Source organism: Neochlamydia sp. AcF95, assembly GCF_018342455.1.
Classification (GTDB): domain Bacteria; phylum Chlamydiota; class Chlamydiia; order Chlamydiales; family Parachlamydiaceae; genus Neochlamydia.
In genome coordinates, this window is sequence record NZ_JAEMUC010000044.1 from 1 (window position 1) to 19,696 (window position 19,696).

Consider the following 19,696-nt stretch of genomic DNA (forward strand, 5'->3'; position numbering starts at 1 on the left):
AGCAGTAAACATACAAAATATCGAATTATTTCCGCAACTCCTATTTTCCTTTTTCTTTATTTTTTTCCTAAGCTTCTGAAAATTAGTAAGCTTTTCTCTTAATTATCCTTGGCACCTAGTTTTCTTTGCCTTATAGGTAAAGGTAAAATCATTAGCTTAAAAGAACAAATTAGAAAATATTATAAACGGCAAACACTTATTTAGAAGACTTAAACTGTGAGAGTTAGTATATCACAGTCTTTTTTTTATTCCACTATTATTTTGGCTACATCGTCTTTAGCACCCCCTTATAACTTTAACATGCGCCTTGCAAGTTGCTAGCAAAAGGAAGACAAATCCTTCATGAGTAATTCACTCGGACCTTTAAACCAATAAGCTTGCACTACTTATCATTTAACTCTTTGGCGTGAATAACAAAAGCTTTTCATAACAAAGAAATTTAGCTTGGTCTACTCTTTAAAACTTTCTTAGATTTTAGCCTTTTCTAAAGCTTTTCTTATAAAGCAGATTAGATGGCTTTTAAAAGTAACCTTGGGCAGCACTTAAGAAAAGGAAAGAGTCAGCTTCTAGGGTTAATCACCTTTCAGAGTAGGCATAAAGAGTTTATCTAAACTTTGTTAATCTCACATTCCACAAGTTAATCTCCTTCATCATCTAATTTGTGCTAAAGGGAACGAAAAACTGTCAAATCATGTCTCATTCTAGGGTTTAAATTAAGGATTAATTCTGGTGTGCTTTCATCTAAAAGACCTAAGGTAAAATTCAATAAAATGGTAAGAGTGCTTAAGCCATAAAATGTTAATTTTTTAGAGGTTACTAATATACTCTCTCTTGTTGGCTAAGCATTGCCTAGTTTAGACACAATTTAGCAAAAAAAGCTGCTGAAATAGAGGGTACAAAAAGAAATATTCAAAGAGCTTGGGGGAATTACTGACAATTACTAAGGTTGGCTTGAATAAAGAAATTAAAAAACTGAATGCAGCAGACGAGACAATAACAAAAAGATAATCATAGCTTTGCTTCAAAATTTTCTTGCAAAGTGGGGAAATATTTTATGTTTAGTGATTCTTACTCCTTAGATGCAAGTTAGGCAGACCAGAAGCTTTTGATAAAATTAACCTACAATGCATGGTCTTTTAATAATTTAGGAGGCCGCTTAATTTTTAAGTCCTTTTAACTACAGCTTATTGTTGAAGCAGCTACTAACCAAAATGGCCTTTTTTATAAAAGTTTTGCCAACGGCCTCTACCCTTTGTTGCCAAGCTGCTGTTTTAAAAGGTTTATTCAATAAAGCTTTCTTCATCATCAAGAGACTCTTCTTTAATGTAGCCCAGCTGAAATAAAGGGTCCATATTACTATAAATGTATTGGCAGAACCTTTGTAATTCATCTTCCAGCTGCCACAGCTTGAGTTCTTTAGCACTTACTTTGCTTAGGTCTCGAGTACCATGTTCTCTGGGAAACTTCAAATCGTACCAAATTTTGGTTACAAGCAGCCCATCGATCTTTGTTCTTGCTTCCACAGCATTATAAATGCTTTCACCGGGTAGGAAAGAAAAATGAATGGCACTGCGCATCATGTTAATGGTGTCTGCAGGAGAAATTCCTATTAATTTTATCGCTTTTCTTAATTCTTCCCGCAAGTTAGTGTCTACAATAGCAGGATCATCGGTATTTAAGCTAACGGCGATACCTTGTTCTAAGAAAGCTTTTAAAGGCACTTCCTCTATTTTAACACCTGTGGTGGCTTGTACAGTGGTCAGGCATATTTCAACCAATTTATTCCTTTTTAAAAGGTTTAAATTTTTTATTAGATTTGTTGTATCCGCGATCATCGTTCCATGCCCTATACGTTCAGATACCTTTAAGACACTAGAAAGCTCATCTTTCACATATTTTTGGATGCTATCATAATGCGAATTGGCAAATTCAAGAGTATGATAGGTAACTTTAACGGCAGGATAATGCTTACGCAAGGCTTTAATAATAGCTATTTGATCATAAAAATTATTTATTGAATTGGCAGTATTCTGAGGGCCATCCACTGTCAAGCCAACTATTCGTTCCTTTTCATCAGCTGCAATGTAGGCCGAAGCTGCCAATGCCCAAGCAAAAAATTCACCTAGCGAGTAATGACGCATAACTTCAAAAATTAATTTAATAGTAATGGGATTACTGGCATCAAATACATTCGGACGCAGTTTAATTTTCTGTTTTTTTAATAGACTATTAATCTGCTGATTAATATCTAGTTCAGCTTGATCAAGCTCATCATTCATCACTTTTTCGAAGGCTTCTACGTATGTCATGTTTAGCAAGCTTTTCCACTCTTCTTCCAGATTCTCCATCTTTTTCTGTGGATCTTGGCCTACTTTATCTCTCCACCTACCTTGCAGCTTTCTTTTAAACTTATTTTTTTCGCTATCCGTTAGTAAGACATCTAGGGTATGTTTGGGGTTAATAAGGTATCCGATAAATTGCTCAATTTTATCAATGGGCATTTCTTCAATGTGCTCATATTCATCAGCTTTAATTTGAAGTTCCACCTCTTCAATAAATACGCTAGGTACAGGCACTACATACAAGCCAAACATGAGCTCATTATAAATAATATTGCTTAGCTCTGCTTGATATAAGATAATCAAAAGCTGTTCACTTAGAGGGATTCTATCTAAGATACTGCCTATCGGTCCAAAGGTTGCATCAAATTTCCTACTTAAAAATTCCTCTTTAAACTTAAAAGATAATTGCTCAAGAAGGGGCTGGTTAACCGGCACGCAGCACAATTCGTGTAAAAATGTACCTAGCGGCATGCTATACTTTTCTTCAATTTCTTGCCAGGTAAGTCTAGTAATATCATGGCTTTCTAATCCATTTTTTGTTGGCGTCTTCTTCCTTCTCCAAACCTTCTTGTTTTCATCGTAATAAAGATTATATTTTTTTACTAACTTTTCAAGCTCCCAGGGTGGTATAGCACCCTCTGTATGCTCATGTAAATTTGCAAAAGGAAAAGGTCCTTCATCTTTGCTTCTTGCTCCATACATCGACTGAAATGAATACTCTTTTAGATGGCCCGTCGCCACTCTCACGTTATTATGCAATTCTTCAAGGATCCTATAGACAATTTTATTAACCCTTTCATCGCCTAATAATAAAACTTCTGAAGGAGAAATATCTTGACGATGGAGGCGCGAGGGGGGTAGAGATTTGGACCTTGTAGATTTGGATTTAGCGAAGGAACCTGCAGAATTTTTTTCTGAAGCTTCATCACTCCTATCTACCCGCGCACCAAGAGAGTAGCTAGAAAGCCTCATCCTCATTACATAATTGCTGAAATCAGCTGCATAACTAGCTGCACAACTATAAGTAGAATCATAGAAGGAAAAAAGCCAACTTATCATTTATTACTCCATCATACAATTTATAATAAATTTCAGCACACAAACGTTTGAGTTTGAATCTAAAGCAGTAGTTGACCATGGCACAATAGCCACTAATTAAATAATTTGCAATACTATTTTGATGCATGAATCATAGAATAGATTAACCCCCCTTTAATAAAAGGGGGTATCCTAAAAAGATTAAAAATGGTTAATTCCATGCTGCAAGAATAGCTAGCAAGAGAAGAGCGACAATATTAACAATTTTTATCATGGGATTAATTGCAGGACCTGCCGTGTCTTTATAAGGATCGCCGACAGTATCCCCGGTGATAGCAGCATGGTGAGCAAGAGAACCTTTTCCACCATAATTTCCTTCTTCAATTAGCTTCTTAGCATTATCCCATGCGCCTCCACCAGAGGTCATAGATAAACCTACGAAAAGCCCTGTCACTACTACCCCAAGAAGCATTGCGCCTAGGGTGACAAAGGCTTCATTTTGCCCTGCAACATACAGAATGACAAAATAGACGAGAAAAGGAGCGCATACTGGCAACAAGGAAGGAACAATCATTTGCTTGATTGCAGCTTTTGTCAGCATGTCGACAGCTCTTCCATAATCCGGACGTGCAGTTCCTTGCATAATTCCTGAGATTTCTTTGAATTGACGGCGTACTTCTACGACTACAGCGCCCGCTGCACGGCCTACAGCCATCATACACATAGCTCCGAATAGATAGGGAAGAAGGCCACCGATAAACAAACCTACTACTGTATAAGGGTTTTGCAAATGGAAGCTCGCCATATTTTCAGGAAAATAGTGAGCCAAGTCTTGTATAAAGGCTGCAAAAAGGACAAGTGCAGCAAAGCCAGCTGAACCTATAGCATAACCTTTTGTTACAGCTTTAGTGGTATTTCCCACAGCATCAAGCGCATCGGTAGTTTTACGGATAGCTTCTGGCAAATTACTCATTTCTGCAATGCCTCCCGCATTATCTGTCACAGGACCATAGGCATCCAAGGCAACGACCATTCCGGCTAAGGCTAACATACTTGTAGCTGCCACCCCAATCCCAAATAAGCCTGCATTCAAGTAGGAGACGAGAATACCAGCACAAATCACCACGACTGGAAGGGCTGTAGCCTCTAAAGAGACAGCTAAACCTTGGATAACATTCGTGCCATGTCCTGTTGTAGATGCTTCTGCAATACTTTTCACAGGCCTATACTTTGTCAAAGTATAATATTCTGTAATCCACATAAGTAGACCTGTTACCACCAGACCAGTAAGCGCACAACAAAAAAGATTAAATCCATTAAAAACATGATTGTTTGCTTGATAAGCAATATCAAAGCCTAGCAGCCAATGAGTCAACCCTGCAATAGCCATGGCAGAAAAGACTGCGGTAGCAAAAAATCCTTTATAAAGAGCTTTCATAATATCATGAGTAGCTCCAAGACGTACGAAAAATGTCCCGATAATAGAGGCTATTACGCAAACTGCACAAATAGCTAAAGGATAATACATCATTTTTTCTAAGATAATATCTTGAAAAAACATGCCAGCAAGAAGCATAGTCCCTACGATGGTAACTACATATGTCTCAAAAAGGTCTGCTGCCATTCCTGCACAATCCCCTACATTATCCCCTACATTATCAGCAATAACAGCTGGATTACGAGGATCATCTTCTGGAATACCTGCCTCAATTTTTCCTACTAAGTCTGCACCAACGTCTGCTCCTTTGGTAAAAATTCCTCCTCCTAAGCGAGCAAAAATGGAAATCAAGGAAGCACCAAAACCTAAAGCGACGAGAGATTCAAGAAGTTCGCGAGCAGGAATAGTAGAATTTTTTAAAAAAATGTAATATCCTGCGGTCCCTATTAAACCAAAGCCAACCACCAAAAGACCCGTAATGGCTCCCGATTTGAAGGATACATTTAAGGCTTGCTGAAGACCTTGCTTTGCAGCTTCTGTAGTACGAACATTTGCTCGCACAGAGATATTCATGCCAATATAGCCTGTTAGCCCAGATAAAACAGCTCCAATTAAAAAGCCCACGCTTACATACCAACCCAATAACCAGGTTAAAAGTGCAAATACTAAGATTCCCACTAGACCAATCGTTTGATATTGACGATTTAAATAGGCACGAGCCCCCTCTTGAATAGCTGCTGCTATTTCTTGCATCCTTTCATTACCTGTGCTTAGGGATAAGACAGAACGTATTGTCAAAATTCCGTAGAACAAGGCTAAAAGGCCGCATACGATTAAAAATCCATCTTCGTATGACAACATTAGTTTTCCTCTTTGATTTTGGTTAATGAAAAAAAATAAAAATAGTAGAGAGAGAGGAATTAGTTCAATAGGAAAAGATAAAACTGATGAAAGATAGATTTTATATCTGTATAGTTAAGATATCTTGCCAGCAGGTAGTATAACGAGGAGAGCAATTTTCTTGCCTAGCTTTCCATGGCTGCTTAATGCCTTCTGCAGCCATTTTTATTACTCGGCGGCCATATTGATGATTTAATTGATCTATTAGATTTATTAAGACTTGCTCTTTTTTATTGCTAAAATGATTTTCTTCAAAAAGGTCAAGTTGATAATCACCTTTGGATACTAGGCCTCCCAGAGTCAAACCTGTCTTTTTATATAAAAAACCTTCGCGAAATAGGCGAGTTACACCTTCCTTAGCATAAGTGATCATTTTGGGTGTATAGTCGCTAGGTTGAGGTAAAGTAATTTGCATGTTATTGTAATAGTAAGGAGACTGATGATGCTTATTAGTCATCAAAAACACATCTATAAATGAAGCTTTGCTCTGCTGTTTACGCAATTTCTCAGCTGCTATGGAAACATACGTTGAAATAGCTTCTAGCAACTCATTTAAATCTGAAACAGCTTTACTAAAAGAGCGTGAACAAGTGATGGATTTTTTAGATGCCGGAGCTTCTTTTAAAGATAGGCATGATACTCCTCGCAGTTCCCATGCTATTCGTAAGCCTGTGACTGAAAGATTTTTTTTTATCCATAAGTCCTCAGAATTTTTAAACTCACTGGCTGTGTGTATATTCTGGCGATGGAGGTAAGAGGAAATTTTCTTTCCAATCCCCCAAATCTCATCAACAGAAAGTTGGCTCAGCACCTTTTCGCACACTTTCATAGTTTCCATGGAAAAAACATTTTGGCAAACAGAATATCTTTTAGCCATATCATTGGCTATTTTAGCAAGAGTCATGGTAGGCGCTAGGCCAATAGATGTGGGTATCCCTGTATGTTGGAGGATGATGCGCTGAATTTCTCTGCAATAAGCTTCCTTATCTACAGCATCTACCCTTAAAAAAGCCTCATCGATAGAGTATATATCTATTTCGGGTGAAAATTGCTGCAACGTGCGCATCACACGATGAGACATATCCCCATATAAAGTATAATTAGAGGATAAAACTTTTACATCATATTTTCTAAATAAATCTCTATACCCAAAAGCGGGAGCACCCATTAAGATTCCTAAAAATTTAGCTTCTTTGGAACGAGCTATAATACACCCATCATTGCTCGAGAGCACTACTACCGGCTTTCCCATCAAATGTGGATTGAAAACTCTCTCACAAGAAACATAAAAATTATTACAATCCACCAAAGCATACATAAGTTTATTGCGGCCGATGGATGACATAAGTAACCACCCCCCATACTTGAAAATCAAGGGTAGCATTTACGTATAAAATCGAAGAGGATGGATGAGCTGAAACTAGCTGTATGCCTTGGGACCCTAATACATAGCGTCTGACCATAAATTCGCCATTTACAATAGCTACGATGATTTTGCCACTTAAAGGTGCTAAACTTCGGTCCACCACCAGAATATCTCCTGAACAAACCCCCGCTTCACGCATAGAATCACCTTGCACCCGTACAAAAAACGTACTTGCAGGATGCTTGACCACCAGCTCGTTTAAATCCAAACGCTTTTCTATATAATTTTCTGCTGGTGAAGGGAAACCTGCCGAAACACTATCTTGGAATAAGGGAATCAATAGCTTTTTGGCAGCTGAAGAGCTTGAATAAAAAATTTCATCCATCGTCTGTATTTTCATACAAGTTTCCCTAATAAAGCTACTTAAACCCTAGAGTATAAAATTTGCTTAGGTTTTTTAAAATTAACCACAGCTATATTAAAATAAAGGCACTAATAAAAGCATTTTTTAGTAACAGAGCCTTCTGGCAACTATCCATTAAATTAATTTCTTAAAACTCTATCAATTTTAGGAGGCTGACTTTAAAATTCTAATGAAAGGGATTTTTTATCAATCAACTATAAAGCAAAGCATCCGTTCCTATAAGACCTTAAGAAGGTTGCCCTTCTTAACCCCCTCATGCTACCTTTCCAAGCATTAAGGTATCCTAGAAAATACTGGAAGGAGCCAACTTAAGTTATATAGCAAAAACTATTTCTTGCAGCTATACCTTATCTCGCATCTTTATCTAGATCTAGCATCTTCTCTTGCGCAAGGCAAGTTACATTAAAAATGTTTATGAAAGCCGCTTGCCAAAACGCTACTTTTTTCCTATCTATTTCTATCATTATAGACTTTAAAAAAACTTAGTCTGCATGCTCCACCTTCTGAAAGATATCCCTCTGCTTAGCAAAAGGAGCTTTATAAAGTATGAGACTGGATAAAAGAATAGATTAAAGGCGTATTATTATACTATTCATTCATTAATCCACAGCCTCGTGTAATTCTTCAACATTTTTAATCACTTTCTTTCTAAAAGCTAGGGCATAAATCTCCTTTTTGGATAGCTAGATAATATCTTTTGCAGCTTATCTCCTTTAAAGGAAGCTATTTTTACCTTGAAAATCTACACCTTCTTATTAGCTATTTTAAAAGCTTCCTAAAGCTTACCAAAAGTTTTTTAGTAGGACTTAAAGTAGGCTTTGGCTTCATTTGCGCTTTAACTTTAGCTTTTATCTAAATACTGCTTGTTTTGTGTTAAGCAAGCAGCTACACTTGTCATAAAAAAACCTACAGACGTCTCGTGAGCAATACCGTTTATATTAACTGTGACAATATAAGTAAATCCTTTGGAACTCATCATTTATTTAAAGGTATCTCCGCCGGCATTTTTCAAGGAGATAAAATTGGAATTATTGGGCCCAATGGGGCTGGAAAATCTACCTTTATGAAAATTTTGGCTGGTAAAGAAAGTGCCGACGAAGGGACAGTAGCGATTAGACGCAATTTACGGATTGCTTATGTCTCTCAAATGACTTCTTATCCAGATCAATCAATTTATGAAATTCTAAGAGAAACTTTAAACTCTAATGATCCTCATTTAGCACCTCATGAAGCAGCCATACGTATTGAATCTATTATGAGTAAAACTGGATTTCCAGACATCCAACAAAGTGCTAAACTTTTGTCAGGAGGTTGGAGAAAACGCTTAGATATTGCCAAAGGGCTTATTTGCGATCCTCAACTACTACTTTTAGACGAGCCTACTAACCACTTAGATCTAGAAGGCATTCAATGGCTTGAAAAATTGCTCCAGCAGGAAAATCTGACCTTTATGGTAATAAGCCATGATAGATATTTTTTAGCCAAGATATCGTCCCGCATGTTTGAATTAAATGCTCAATTTCCTAAGGGGCTATTTACGGCAGTAGGCAATTATGAAGACTTCCTACTGAGGAGAGAACAATTTTTAAGTGGCCAGGCGCAGTACCAAAAATCTTTATCATCCAAAGTACGTTATGAGCAGGAATGGCTAAAGCAATCTCCTAAAGCACGCACGACTAAGGCCCAGGCTCGCATTCAACAAGCAGGCAAGCTAATTGATGAGCTAGCAGATGTTCAAACAAGAAATAAGCAAACACGCTCTCTTATTAATTTTACTTCTACTGACCGTTTAACCCAAAAGCTGCTCGTTACCAAAAACCTCTCCAAATCTGTGGATAATAAATTGTTATTTTCTAAGTTAGATCTTACTCTTTCTCCTGGAATGCGCCTAGGAATCATTGGAGCTAATGGAACCGGCAAGACAACATTATTAAAGATGTTTGCAGGAATGATACCACCGGATGCAGGAACAATTAAATTGGCAGAAGGCTTGCGTATTGTCTATTTTGACCAACACCGTTCTCAGATGCCTGCTCACCTTACTTTGAGAGAAGCTCTAGCAACCAACGGAGAATATGTAAGTTATCGGGGACAACATATTCATGTCAATTCTTGGAGCAAGCGCTTTTTATTTTCTCCTGATCGTTTAGATTTACCTATTAGCCAATTATCCGGGGGAGAGAATGCTCGTATATTGATTGCTCGTTTAATGCTACAGCCGGCAGATATATTATTGCTCGATGAACCTACCAATGATTTGGATATACCTACTCTTGAAGTCTTGGAAGAAAGTCTATGTGAATTTACTGGTGCGATAGTTCTTATTACACACGATCGCTACATGATGGATAAAGTTTGCAATGTGGTTTTAGGATTAGGGTTAAAGGAGCCTATTCAGCTTTTTGCTGACTATTCTCAATGGGAAAAATATAAAGCTAAATTTGATACTCTCGATAGCCTTAAAAAAGAAAAGCCAGCTGAGAAAGCTCATGATAAAACTGAGCCTTTAATACCTAAACTATCCTACAAAGAAAAATATGAATTAGAGCAAATAGAAGCGAGCATCATTAAATACGAGGGTCAAGAAAAAAAACTTCATGAAGACATAGAAAGTGCTTCGGATGCTAACTTGCTACAGAAAAGCTGTATTGAATTAAATCAGGTGCAAGCAGAGTTGGAAAAACTTTATGAGCGTTGGCAATTTCTTGCCAGTAAACAAACTTGATCAATCCTTTTCCAGCCAAGCAAGAAACAATTTTATAGATTCCCCCCAAGCCGTTTAAGAGGAGCTCCTCTTCGAAATCTCGCTCTCTCCTTAAAGACACGATTGCATAAAGGGCTGATTAAAAGCGTGTTAATTTATTCATGCCTCTATTAGATATGAGCTCATTGCCTTGTTCATCCCCATGTCAAATTTTTATCTAATTATTTAGAGAGTATTTTAAGAAGCCTTATCCACTACATTATTCGCTTTTTCTTAGGGAAATGCCTTAAAGCTAGCTATGTTTCACATAGAAAAATCACCAAATATAGAAAACAATTCTTTTGGCTATCCAATCAAGAAGCCCGCAGCTTAGGGTTTCATTTATCTATCTTCTCTTGTTTTTCATAGATAGTAGGTGAAGTTGTCTCTTTTAAAACTAACCAATCATTACCCTTTTTTTATAAAAAAGCTAATAAAAGTATTGATAATAGCCACTACCACAGCAAAAGCTAGCGCCGAAAACGCGTCATTTACAAAAAACCCTGGAACTATCCAAGAAGCTAACATAACGCAAAAAGCGGAAACAAATAAGGTGGATAAGCCTAATGTTAAGATTGTAAGAGGAAAAGTTAAAATTAATAAAAGAGGGCGAACAAAAGTATTGATAAGCCCTAAGGCTAGAGCAACACCTAGAGCATTTCTAAAATTTGGAAGGCGAATGCCAGGTAAAAGATTAGCAGTAATAAAGATAGCTACGCTGTTTACAATTAATGAAACAATTTTTTTCATATAAAATCCTTGCTAAGTAGTTAGTCCTGTAATATGTAGATGGATGGCTAAGCTCTCTGTCTGCTTAATAAAAGCTATTTTCTGATAGACATGAATCATTTGTCTGTTTCCAAAAGAATCGTTGCTGTAATTGTATGACCACCCTCTGGGCATGCTGCATTGATTAAATGCTTTATTCATTGCATGCCTAAACCCTTATGAAGGCAAAGATGACTGATTATTAACTTAAACTCTGCTTCGTAAGTTGCTCATGGCCCCATTAACATGCAACACTCATAGTACTTGAAGAAAACTTATTAAGCTCTTTTTTTCAGCTACCCGTACAAGATAGCAATCAAAAAAGTTTGCACAAATTTTTGCTAACTTTCTATAAGCAATTCAAATTTCTAAAACGATAACTTAAAAAAGTGGATGTTACATACTCTTTTCTGAAATTTCTCTATGAAGCTACTTAAGCCTCCTCCCCTTCTGGCCTTATAGGAGGGCTTATATATTGGATATCATCTTTAAATTGGGCTTGCATACCATAACAATAGGGAAAAAATGGGATAAAAGTATGATTGGCTAAAGCTAGACCGACGTTAAAGCTTCTAGGAAAGAACTCCTTCCTATTTCAATTGCCCCATTTGCTGAATGATCGCTAAAGCTTCTTAAGAAGCTCTAGACATTTCTTTCACTAAGGATAGAATTAAATTTTCAACCCTCTTAAAAGTCAAAGCCCTACTTGTTATTTGATAGATGTTTAAAGCTTATGCTAAAAGAAGAATTTCACAAAGCAGGAGATATTAGGAATAAATAATAGCCTATGCAGATCTGCTTACTTACTAATAAAAAGCCAAAGAGCAAGCATGCCTTCATATTTTATCCATGATTCCGCCCATTTTGCTGAAACACTGAAAAATCAATAGATTAAATTAATTTTGAAAAGTAAACCCCTAGGAGGAAGGGTGGAGTTTAGTAGCAGAAGCCGAATAAATATAATGTTTTTTAAGAAACTAAATTTTCTTAAAGCTATCACTTTCGAAAATACGTCCTGCTATCTCACGCAATTCTTGCCATGCTAAACGTACGAGCACGTAACTTAAGATAAAAAACCAGCGCATAAGATGATTGATCTGAACAAAAGAATTGCAGGCAAAAAGATAACCGCTGAAAATTGCTTTAGTAAGCCGCATGGGCAATTCTTTAAGCTGCTTACCGATTAAGAAGATAAACGTGTAAAATTTTTGCAAAAGCTTAAACAAACCTTTTTTAGAGGCTTCTAAAGCACTACTTAACAATTGTTTGGCCCCTCCCTGAATCTTTTTCGCTTTCCCTAAAAAAAATTCTAGCATTTGTTGCCTTTTTTGCTTAAACCCGCCTTTAGGATTAAAAAATTGCTTAATAAAGCGAGGAACTATTATTTTAAAAACATCTTTTGCCCAATTCACCATCAGATGTTGGCTAAAGCGCGATGCTTTTAAAGCCGATAAGGTTAAGTTTTGAATAATACTACTTAAGTGTGTCAAATGGTGGTTTAACTTTGCCCTGCCGCTTTGGAAAAGATTGACGCTCCATTGGATTTGCGGCCTAGCCCATCCAATAAAGGGAAGAGTCACATTGACCACAGTTGAAGCCATTATTTCTACATGTTTAGAAATCTTTAGTCCTAAAGTTTGTAGCGTCTCATTGATGCGCTTTAGCTGATGGATTAGGTTATCGTTAAACCTCTGGATTTCCAGGCGAGGTTTTTCTATCTGCTTTTTTAAATATTTCTTAAAGGCATTAAATCTAACCTTTAAATCATTGATATAAAGATTAAGAGAGCCAGAAAACTCTTCTTTAACTATTTTCCACATCAATGATGCAAATTGGCGGGCCATTTCTACCTGCTTATCGCCTCGCTGATAAGTCTTTTGTAAGAGCATTTTTGTAACTGCTTCCGCGGTTTGAATGCTTCTTTGCATGATAGGCAAATAAGGCTGCAACAAACGATAGCTTAAAGCAACCATAGAATGTTTCAGATGTACAAACAAAGCCTGGCTTGTACGTTGGATCCATTGGATATATTCTATAGTATGCTTAAAGGCATGCGAAAAAAGATTTTTCATATTATGAATAGCATTCTTGCTAGTTTCATGGCTTTTAAGTGTGTGCCTTAGCTTGTGATGCATCATTTGGAAAGGTTTTAAGGAGAAATAAAATAAAAGAGGGACAGTATTTTCAACCATCCATTTAGGTAATCCGTATAGCAATAAATAAGGAGGTAAAGTGAATGCCAAAAAGATGTATTTGCCTGCGCGTGCAACCACTAGAAAATTCTGCATAAATTTGCCAATCTTAGCCGTTGCTTCTCTTTCAAGACGCAAACGAGAAGATCTTATTGTGTCTACCGGCTTTACCACGGGCGCTACCCTTGCCGTAGGATTACGGATCATGGCATAGAGATCATTGCCTGGCGTACACCTTCCTATACTGTCGCGCGCTACAGGGCCTTTCATGTATCTTTATATTTTGGTTAATTTAGTCTAGACACTTATATTATTTATAATAAATTTTAATTGAATTTTGCATTTATTATCAAGTGAAATAATCGTCTATAAGCTTTCTATCCCTCTAAATTTTCATTTTACTTGCATCAATTGGCTTAAATCCTTATAATCAGCTTGCTTTATGACTTTAGGAGTATAAAATGGTTCGTATTAGTAAACAAGCAGAAAGACGCAGCAAATCCCACCGCAAGCCTAGCCCTCCTGCTAAAAAAACTGGACCCCGTAAAGAAAATTTGAAAGAGGGATTTAAATCTCACTCAAATGCTTTGGAAGGCACGATTGCCAAACAAGCTTTTATTCCAAAAATTAAGTAATCTAAGGATCGAGTTATGTCAAGACATCCAAGCTTTGGAAAAGCCAACAAAGGGGCCACCAAACGTAACGTTTTAAAAAGATTTGAAAGAATCGATGTATTAAAAAAATTAGGACGCTGGGATGCGGAAAAGAAAACTCGCATAACAGGTTTACCTAAAACACCAGTTCTTTAGAAGAGTTACGGAGCCCCTACAGGCTCCTGGCTTTCCATCTTTTAAAAGTTTTTTATTCTTTCCCGTGCATTCGATAGGTCTTTCTGTTAACAAATTAGCTTTTAACCCATTTATTATCTTTGTGCAAATACACGTCTACAATAAGCAAAAAAACTTTTCTTTTTCTCTTCGGTTAGTCAAAAAAATTGCTGATGCTGTTATTAAGCTAGAAAACCAAAGGTGTGATGAGCTATCTATATATTTTGTAACACCTCTCGTAATTTCTAAGCTACATCAGCAATATTTTGATGATCCCTCGATAACTGACTGTATCTCTTTCCCTATGGATACGAATGATCATGGAGAAGGCCCGGAGAAATATAGAATTTTAGGAGAAATTTTTGTTTGCCCTCAAACTGCATTTGAATATGCTAAAAAACATTTAGGCGATCCTTACGAAGAATGCACTCTATATATTGTGCATGGGCTGCTTCATTTGATGGGATACGAGGATACGGAAAGAAAGAAAAAGCTAATTATGCGAAAAGCAGAAAAAAAACACATGATTAACTTAAAGAACCTTAATCTGTTACTATTACCTAAATAGATAATAAAGGAGAGATAGTTGTTTCTCATTTGGATGTTCTTTTTAACGCTTTTCTTCCTCATCGGATCTTTTCTCCTCACAGCAGTGATTAGCTCTTTCCGTCGTATGCATAAAAAAGATGCTCAAAAGCAAATCAAAGCGATGGATTCTTTTTTTTTGTACAAATCCTTTCATCATATTTTTTTTCCACATCATGAATACGAAAGCCTATTTTTCACAGCAATTTGTGCACAGAACTTAGTGCGTTTTGGTTATACAGCGTGCGGCATCATTTTTCTTTTACAGACAAGCCTCTTTGCTTCCCTTCACCAAAGGCCTCATTACCTGAATGCATCATGGATAGTTATAAGCCTTCTCATTTTAATCCTTGCCTCTTTTGTTTTGGGGGATTACCTACCAAGATTATTAGGTACACATCTACCGGAAAAGGCTCTCAAAATAGGACTTTCTTTTTCTTCTGTTTACTTTTTCCTTGCTTTTCCTCTAGCCTTTATTTTTCTAAGGATCTCCCATTTAAGATCTTACGATTTATACTTCGATTCAACGCAGGTACCTAGTGCTCAAGCTAAAAAAGAAATTATTGAATTAATTCAGGAAGCAGAAGTTAGCCCTATCCTCAATCCTCTTGATAAAAAGCTTATAGAATCTGTGTTAACTTTTAAGGAGCGCTGCGCTCGTGAAGTGATGGTGCCCCGCCTCAATATGTTTAGCTTATCCGCAGACACATCTATCAAAGAAGCAGCCCAGCTTTTGCAACATGAAGGGTATAGCCGTACGCCTGTGTATCGCCATTCATTGGACAATATCGTAGGAGTACTTATGTATAAGGATATTTTGAAAAAATATATGGAATATGAGGAAAAAAAAGATCCTAAGATTCTGGATACACCAATTGAAGCTATACAAAAAAGCATTTTGTATACTCCGGAGACAAAAAAAATTTCCAATCTTTTACAAGAATTTCGCCAAAAACAAGTTCATTTTGCTATTGTGGTTGATGAATATGGGAGTACGGAAGGGGTCATCACTATAGAAGATATATTGGAAGAAATTGTAGGAGAAATTGCAGATGAATATGATCAAGAAGAAGAAACTGTTAAACAATTAGCGGACGGCTCCTGGATTATTGATGCTAAAATGAGCATTTTCGATGTAGAGGCGCAGCTTGGCATTCAAATTCCCCAGGAAGAAGAATATGATACCGTGGGCGGCTATGTATTCCATGTGGCTGGCGCCATTCCTTCTACGAATTTTATCATCCATCATAATAATTTTGAGCTAGAGATTTTAGAATCTAGCGAGCGCTCAGTAGAAAAAGTGCGTATCAAACCCGTTGAATCTTCTCCTCCTCTAAATGAGAAAGAGTAATCTACTAAAGGAAAACTCTTCTACTCCAGTCCTAGCTTTATCTTCCAGCCCTATTTCAATCCTAAACTTAGCGAAGTTGACGGGCATGCTCTCTTTTATTACAGCTCTTAATTTATTATTCCCCCATTTATAAGCTTTCTTTTTTCCCCTAGTTTTTATTTTTTAGCTCCTTCGTTGTGCAGTAAAAAGCTACTGAATATATATTTCTACAGGCCTCTTTACTTTTATAATTAACTATCCCGGTCGATTAAAAACATTCTTCATTTTCATTAATTTTCCTTAAAAGAATTTCGAGAAATACCGAGGCCAAATTTTTTACTCCTGGTTAATTTAATAGAGAAAAATTTAAAGTTCAGCAAAAAAATGTGCACTTCTCTTCTTATGGCTCAGGTCATTAAAGGATTAATTTAAAAAAACCTGTGTAAATACAAGTTTAACAATTTGATAATCAAGCTTGTTTGTTTTTTTAGATTAATGACCTGGACGCACGAAAGCTTTTGCTCCTGCAAGAGCATATTCTTTAGCTTCTTTGTCTCCTGGATTGGCACAAACTCCTATATTCATTCCCAGAGGACATCCTAAATTTGCCTCAGGAATTACATCAAGATTGCCTGAATCTATATAGAGTTGATGCCCTATCTCTTTAGCCATAGCCCTTATTTTAGGCTCATTCACCTCTGCTTCTAATGAAGGATAATCTTCTAATGCATGAGTAAGTTGTAGTAATTTGTCTACCTCAAGATTGGCTAGGCCCGTACGGTCCTTGCCACTTCGACATCCAAAGTGTACCCCATCACTTACTAAGCTAGTTAGCATCAGTACCCGAGAGACTAGAGCATAATAATTATTACCAAAAGCTTCTAATTTTTTACCTTCAGGGATATTTAATATAAATTCTACATCTTTCAAAAGTTTTTGTAAGATTTTAACTTTCATTATTTTTGCTTTTAAATTAGGAGAAGTATTATTCTCCTCTATTTCTTTTTTCACAGCTCGTTCATATTCTAAGACTTTTTGCGCTAAGTGTTTTATAGCTATCTGATTGGCCTCCCGTTCTAGCGCATAAGCCTGCGTTGACCATTCTAAAGATTTAAAATAAAGGTCATTGCAGGGTATGTTCATATAGGTAATTTGAAATTGAAAATTTTGGCCTTCTACGACTAAAGATTTTCCATGCCAATACTCGTAAGCCCCTTTTGCTTCTTTTAGAAGCATGGCTTCATTATCTGCGTTAGCCAATTTTCCAAAATAATTAGCCCAATCCAGCACTGATGAGGGTGATAATAAAGTGACGGCTGCAAAATCCAATTTGATAGGAATTTCACTGCTTGCTTGTCCAGCATGTTTTTTTATATATTCTAGGGCATGTTCTTCTAGTATTTTTTTTATAATCTGTCTATTAATTTGCTCGCGAATTTCTTTGTTTGTCTGGTCAAACTCCACTGGGATAGCCGAACGAGTCACATTGTCCATTTTGATCGCTTTCATGTCCGAGGTAGGAGAGGATAGATAAGGAAGATAGGTTGTTCTAAAGAAGTTAGGAACAGCAGGGTTTTGAGTATCTTGGCGATTGCGCGGGGCCGCTGAGCTGTAAGGTTCCCCCACAGCTGTTAGCTGCACGTGAGCTGAGCCGAGCTCCTCCTTACTAAAATTGATTGTTTTATCGTACATTTCTCTCCACCAATGGTTAAAATGTACCACCCCTTGAAAATAGGCGTTTTGATAAATTTTAAAGCATTCGTCTGTTAAAGAAAGGAGATCTTTATTATGCAAAGGCCACTTTTCAGCAGCCTGCCTACATGCATTCTGTAACGCATTCATGATCTCGTTTTCATATTCTTTCGCAAGCCTTTTTCCTTTCTCCACAATAGGGTCATTCGGTTTAATGAATTGCTCGATGTTATCGCTGTTAATGCCTAATTTTTCGTGGATTAAAAGCGCTTTTTGTCGTATCTGCTCATTAAAATTTAAGATTAATTCAGAAAGAAAAGCAGGAGGAATTTCAGAGTTAAGTATTTCCTGTATCTGTTTTGCAAGATCATCTGCAGCATGATTGCCTGCTGTCAGAACCTGTTGGATATAGGTATCAATATTTTCCCTTTTATAACGCGAGGGGAATTTGCCAGCAAAATTTATTCCTTCATCTTCTGTTTTCTCTTTAACCGCAATTAAAGTCCATTCTGCCATTTCTCCGGAATCTGTCACTTGAGAGATATGATCAGAAGAAATATTACCCGTGGGATGTATAGACCTGCTAAGATTTATAGATCTATCTAAAGAAGGAAGCGTCTGAGCAAATTTGACAAATTCAATTTGCTCTAGCAAATGGTCTCTTTGTGCTGTAATTTCTGCTAACTTACGCTCTAGCGCTTCTAATTCTTGTTTTAAAGGTAGTTCATCATTTAAAGTCCGATATTTACTTTTTAAACCCTTATATTTTAACTTTAGTTGCTCAATTTGAGCTACATATTCTCCTATCGACGCTTGGGCTTGTGATAATTCACTTCTAAGCTCCTCTCGTGCTTGATGCTCTTCTTTTAAAAATTCGCTCATAAAGCTTTCCTGGCTGGCAAGCTTTTTTCTTAAATCCATGGCTTCTTGCTTATTTAGCTCTAGCTTCTCAATCCTCTGCTGTAACTTCAGGTTTTGTTGCTCGCGAGCTTTCAAATGACTTGTAAGATTCATTATTTGATGCTTTAGCTCGCTATTTTCTATTTGCGCACTTTCTACCGTTTTTTGAGCATCTGCTAAGCTTTCATGAGCCAGTTGCGAAGCTCTAGTTGCTGCTTCAAGGACGGCTTCTTTGCGCTGCAAGCTCTCTTGCGTATGCCGCAACTGCTGAATCAGATCATTTTTTTCTTTTTCAGCGTTCTCTAAATTTTGTCGTATAGAATTTGCTTTTCTTTCCAGTTCTTCCACTAATTTTTGTTGTCGATGCAAATCCTGATTTAATTTCTCCAAGTCTTCTGTGGAAGCAATGCTAGGATGTTGTTGAGCAAATGTTTGCTGTTGAGCTAGAGCTTTTCTTGCCTCTGCCAAATTGGCATAGGCTTGTTGCAATTCCTCTTGCGAAGTTTGATAGATATTTGCAGCACCTGTAAGTTCATTATTTTTATTCTCTATCAAAAGTTGAAGCTTCTCTTTCTCGCTAATAAGATTTTCATTTTGTCTTCTAATCTTTTCAATTTTTTTACTTAGCTTTCTATTTTCATCTTTTGCTGCAGCTAGTTGATTGTCTAATTTTTCTATTGTTTGCTCGTGACTTCTAATTACTATATTTTGTTGCTGAATAAGAGCTTCTTTATTCTTTAAAGCCCCTTCAAGTTGGGCAATTTTACTCTTAAAAAGCTCTTCTGTCCTGCTTATTGTATCCAACGTGGAAGTAATATAAGAGTCCGATGAGGTAGGCAATTTTTGCTCGCGCTTAACTTCATGATTTTTATGGCAAAAGTCATGGATACCAAGAATAATATTTCCTACAATAGGCACGAAGTCTAGTAAACCTCTTGTTCCGTGCCCCCAGCTATCTGAAGAAATAACCTGGATATCGCGCTCACTTAATGGAGCGTTAGACCCATTTTTTTTTGTCGAAAACTTTTCAAATAAGAGGATAGCAAAGTGAGCAATCGCTGATCCTATGCTTACAATAGGAATATAATCAAAAAATTTATGAATATTGGATACAGGAGAATTAGGGGTAGAACCATGCAGCATATTATCTC

Annotated in this window: 13 protein-coding genes; 5 read left to right on the forward strand and 8 right to left on the reverse strand. The window is 36.9% G+C overall.

From position 1 onward, the window contains the following. Positions 1 to 1,280: 1,280 nt before the first annotated feature. The 4 genes from NEOC95_RS04785 to NEOC95_RS04800 all read right to left on the reverse strand — a co-directional run bounded on the left by NEOC95_RS04785 (position 1,281) and on the right by NEOC95_RS04800 (position 7,484). Entirely contained in the window at positions 1,281 to 3,401 is a 2,121-nt protein-coding gene (locus tag NEOC95_RS04785; RefSeq protein ID WP_213151922.1) for an amidohydrolase family protein, read from the reverse strand. Between the two features lie 190 nt (positions 3,402 to 3,591). After that, on the reverse strand, positions 3,592 to 5,679 hold the full coding sequence (locus NEOC95_RS04790; protein ID WP_213151925.1) for a sodium-translocating pyrophosphatase: 2,088 nt from the start codon (positions 5,677 to 5,679) through the stop codon (positions 3,592 to 3,594). A 100-nt stretch (positions 5,680 to 5,779) separates the two neighbouring features. Further along, on the reverse strand, positions 5,780 to 7,063 hold the full coding sequence (locus NEOC95_RS04795) for a Y-family DNA polymerase (RefSeq protein WP_213151926.1): 1,284 nt from the start codon (positions 7,061 to 7,063) through the stop codon (positions 5,780 to 5,782). Continuing rightward, entirely contained in the window at positions 7,041 to 7,484 is a 444-nt protein-coding gene (locus tag NEOC95_RS04800; RefSeq protein ID WP_249270174.1) for a LexA family protein, read from the reverse strand. Before NEOC95_RS04800 ends, NEOC95_RS04795 begins: the two co-directional genes overlap by 23 nt. Before the next feature lie 943 nt (positions 7,485 to 8,427). Here NEOC95_RS04800 and NEOC95_RS09425 point away from each other — a divergent pair. Then, positions 8,428 to 10,233 (forward strand): ABC-F family ATP-binding cassette domain-containing protein, encoded by a 1,806-nt coding sequence (locus NEOC95_RS09425; RefSeq protein ID WP_347566671.1) that lies wholly within the window; start codon positions 8,428 to 8,430, stop codon positions 10,231 to 10,233. Between the two features lie 426 nt (positions 10,234 to 10,659). Here the strand turns inward: NEOC95_RS09425 and NEOC95_RS04810 are convergent, their stop codons facing one another. From NEOC95_RS04810 to NEOC95_RS04820, 3 genes are all read right to left on the reverse strand, one after another. Then, positions 10,660 to 11,001 carry a phage holin family protein gene (locus NEOC95_RS04810; protein ID WP_166158598.1) on the reverse strand — a complete coding sequence of 114 codons (342 nt, stop codon included), beginning with the start codon at positions 10,999 to 11,001 and terminating at the stop codon, positions 10,660 to 10,662. A gap of 12 nt (positions 11,002 to 11,013) precedes the next feature. Further along, positions 11,014 to 11,181 (reverse strand): hypothetical protein, encoded by a 168-nt coding sequence (locus NEOC95_RS04815; RefSeq protein WP_166158601.1) that lies wholly within the window; start codon positions 11,179 to 11,181, stop codon positions 11,014 to 11,016. 815 nt (positions 11,182 to 11,996) lie between these two features. Then, positions 11,997 to 13,481, reverse strand: a complete 1,485-nt coding sequence (locus NEOC95_RS04820) for a hypothetical protein (protein WP_213151927.1) — start codon at positions 13,479 to 13,481, stop codon at positions 11,997 to 11,999. A gap of 191 nt (positions 13,482 to 13,672) precedes the next feature. Here NEOC95_RS04820 and NEOC95_RS04825 point away from each other — a divergent pair, with 191 nt between their 5' ends. The 4 genes from NEOC95_RS04825 to NEOC95_RS04840 all read left to right on the forward strand — a co-directional run bounded on the left by NEOC95_RS04825 (position 13,673) and on the right by NEOC95_RS04840 (position 15,974). After that, the gene (locus tag NEOC95_RS04825; RefSeq protein WP_166158607.1) at positions 13,673 to 13,846 is read left to right on the forward strand and encodes a hypothetical protein; all 174 of its coding nucleotides are present in this window, start codon (positions 13,673 to 13,675) and stop codon (positions 13,844 to 13,846) included. Positions 13,847 to 13,861: 15 nt separating this feature from the next. After that, a complete protein-coding gene (locus tag NEOC95_RS04830) occupies positions 13,862 to 14,020 on the forward strand; it encodes a small basic protein (protein ID WP_079979899.1) in 159 nt (52 codons plus the stop codon). 64 nt (positions 14,021 to 14,084) lie between these two features. Then, positions 14,085 to 14,606 (forward strand): rRNA maturation RNase YbeY, encoded by a 522-nt coding sequence (gene ybeY / locus NEOC95_RS04835; protein ID WP_349305251.1) that lies wholly within the window; start codon positions 14,085 to 14,087, stop codon positions 14,604 to 14,606. 105 nt (positions 14,607 to 14,711) lie between these two features. Continuing rightward, positions 14,712 to 15,974 carry a hemolysin family protein gene (locus NEOC95_RS04840; RefSeq protein WP_349305252.1) on the forward strand — a complete coding sequence of 421 codons (1,263 nt, stop codon included), beginning with the start codon at positions 14,712 to 14,714 and terminating at the stop codon, positions 15,972 to 15,974. A gap of 471 nt (positions 15,975 to 16,445) precedes the next feature. On the opposite strand, the gene NEOC95_RS04845 is transcribed toward NEOC95_RS04840, so the two are convergent. Beyond that, on the reverse strand, positions 16,446 to 19,688 hold the full coding sequence (locus NEOC95_RS04845; RefSeq protein ID WP_213151929.1) for a coiled-coil domain-containing protein: 3,243 nt from the start codon (positions 19,686 to 19,688) through the stop codon (positions 16,446 to 16,448). Positions 19,689 to 19,696: the final 8 nt, after the last annotated feature.

Coding starts and splice junctions, on each gene's coding strand:
- NEOC95_RS04785 (WP_213151922.1), bottom strand. CDS start 3,401: ATGATAAGTTGGCTTTTTTCCTTCTATGATTCTACTTATAGTTGTGCA.
- NEOC95_RS04790 (WP_213151925.1), bottom strand. CDS start 5,679: ATGTTGTCATACGAAGATGGATTTTTAATCGTATGCGGCCTTTTAGCC.
- NEOC95_RS04795 (WP_213151926.1), bottom strand. CDS start 7,063: ATGTCATCCATCGGCCGCAATAAACTTATGTATGCTTTGGTGGATTGT.
- NEOC95_RS04800 (WP_249270174.1), bottom strand. CDS start 7,484: ATGAAAATACAGACGATGGATGAAATTTTTTATTCAAGCTCTTCAGCT.
- NEOC95_RS04810 (WP_166158598.1), bottom strand. CDS start 11,001: ATGAAAAAAATTGTTTCATTAATTGTAAACAGCGTAGCTATCTTTATT.
- NEOC95_RS04815 (WP_166158601.1), bottom strand. CDS start 11,181: ATGAATAAAGCATTTAATCAATGCAGCATGCCCAGAGGGTGGTCATAC.
- NEOC95_RS04820 (WP_213151927.1), bottom strand. CDS start 13,481: ATGAAAGGCCCTGTAGCGCGCGACAGTATAGGAAGGTGTACGCCAGGC.
- NEOC95_RS04825 (WP_166158607.1), top strand. CDS start 13,673: ATGGTTCGTATTAGTAAACAAGCAGAAAGACGCAGCAAATCCCACCGC.
- NEOC95_RS04830 (WP_079979899.1), top strand. CDS start 13,862: ATGTCAAGACATCCAAGCTTTGGAAAAGCCAACAAAGGGGCCACCAAA.
- NEOC95_RS04840 (WP_349305252.1), top strand. CDS start 14,712: ATGCATAAAAAAGATGCTCAAAAGCAAATCAAAGCGATGGATTCTTTT.
- NEOC95_RS04845 (WP_213151929.1), bottom strand. CDS start 19,688: ATGCTGCATGGTTCTACCCCTAATTCTCCTGTATCCAATATTCATAAA.